Raw genomic sequence first — 1267 nt, forward strand, 5'->3', positions numbered from 1 at the left:
ATCTTTCTACGAGGAGAGAATCCCGGCGTTTACGCCGGGAGTGAATCCGACAACGCTGACACGATCCATCATGGACGGCAGGTCGGATATTCCACGCTCATCCACACCATTAAGTAAATTTGTCTACATAGACTATGTATGGCGATTAAGGCCACACGCACCTACGTTGGTTCCATCCAGAACCACCACCAGGTCTGCGATGGTCTTGATTCGCTCGGAGACTCCGCCTCCAAAATATGGAACGTCGCACGATGGACCGCTGACCGTGTCTGGGACGAGACTGGCGAAATTCCCGATTCAGGAACGCTGAAATCGTACATGAAGAACCAGCCGTGCTGGAAAGACTTGAACGCACAATCCAGTCAGAAAGTCATCGAAGAACTTTCTGACGCTTTCCAGTCTTGGTTCGATCTACGACACAACTCCAGTGAGGCGAATCCCCCCGGCTACCGCAAGCGCGGAGACACTCGACCACGTTCCACGGTGACGTTCAAAGAAGACGGGTTCAAACACGACCCTGAGAACGACCGGGTCCGACTCTCGAAAGGCTCGAATCTGAAAGAACACTTCTCAGATTTCCTGCTTTGTGAGTACCAGACCCGGCCAGATGTTGATCTCTCGGAAGTCAACAGCGTACAGAACGTTCGGGCAGTCTGGAACGGTGACGAATGGGAACTCCACTTCGTCTGTAACGTCGAGCTCGAATCTGCCGACACAGCAGGCGACGGTGTTGCGGGGATCGACCTCGGAATAAAGAATCTCGCAACGGTCGCGTTCCCGGACGAATACGTCCTGTACCCCGGCAACTCGCTCAAAGAAGACAAACACTACTTCACCAGAGCCGAGTACGACACCGAGGGAGAGAACGGCCCGTCAGCGCAGTCGATGTGGGCACGTCGGAAGCTCTCCGAACGTGAGACACACTTCTATCACACGTTGACGGACGCCATCATCACGGAGTGTGTCGAACGCGGTGTCGGCACGCTCGCGGTGAGTTGGCCTGAAGACGTCCGAGAATCGGACTGGGGCAAAACCGGGAATAAGAAACTACACTCATGGGCGTTCGACCGCATCTACCAGTACCTCGAATACAAAGGCGAGATGCGCGGTGTGGAGGTGCTGAAAGAAAACGAGTGGAACACCTCGAAAACGTGTTCCCGCTGTGGAGACGAGACGAAATCGAATCGCGTCGAACGTGGCCTGTACGTCTGCTCGTCGTGTGAGTTGGTAGCCAACGCGGACTGTAACGGGGTGGAGGGGGGGGGAG

At 55.2% G+C, this 1267-nt stretch carries 1 protein-coding gene; it reads left to right on the forward strand.

Features of this window, described 5'->3' with window-relative positions:
- Window positions 1-138: 138 nt before the first annotated feature.
- Window positions 139-1267 (forward strand): RNA-guided endonuclease InsQ/TnpB family protein (locus ACP96_RS17050; protein WP_050034203.1); only part of this gene is annotated, 1129 nt, incomplete at its 3' end.

It is taken from the genome of Halorubrum halophilum (assembly GCF_000739595.1).
Lineage (GTDB): Archaea > Halobacteriota > Halobacteria > Halobacteriales > Haloferacaceae > Halorubrum > Halorubrum halophilum.